The sequence below is a fragment of the Streptomyces sp. A1136 genome, from assembly GCF_004795055.1.
In the GTDB taxonomy this organism is placed as follows: Bacteria; Actinomycetota; Actinomycetes; order Streptomycetales; family Streptomycetaceae; genus Streptomyces.
Genome location: NZ_SSBJ01000389.1, coordinates 1 through 511 on the forward strand (window position 1 = coordinate 1; position 511 = coordinate 511).

General features: G+C 73.6%; 1 protein-coding gene. It reads right to left on the reverse strand.

Annotated features, from left to right (window positions below):
* The coding region (locus tag E6R62_RS39175) for a circularly permuted type 2 ATP-grasp protein (RefSeq protein ID WP_136218061.1) at positions 1-511 on the reverse strand (511 nt) is incomplete at both ends.

The window sequence follows — 511 nt, forward strand, 5'->3', positions numbered from 1 at the left end:
GCCGCGGGGCCGATCAGCACGCCGGCGCCGCCGTAGCCGTCGACCGGCTTGGTCACCAGCTCGCCGACCCGCTCGAGGACGCCGCGCCGCTCGCTCTCGTCGGCGGTGCGGTAGGTGGGCACCGACTCCAGGGCGGGATGCTCGGCGAGGTAGTACGTGATGAGTTCGGGGACGAGGGGATAGGTCGACTTGTCGTCGGCGATCCCGTTGCCGGGGGCGTTGGCGAGGACGACCCGGCCGTCGATCGCGACGTCGAGCAGCTGCTGCCCGATCGGCCGGCCCGATCCGTCCACCAGGTCCCGGAGCTCGACGTCGATGCGCAGGTAGAGGACGCCGATGGGATCGCCGCCGTCGCGGTGCACCACCCGCCCATCAGTGACGTCGAGGTCGTCGTGGAGGACCAGCCCCAGCCCGGCACCGTCGGCGAGGCGGCTGTGCTCGAACCAGGCGCCGCTGCCCGGGCCGCTGGAGAGCAGCACCGCCCGGGTGCCCGGCTGCGCGGACGACAGCA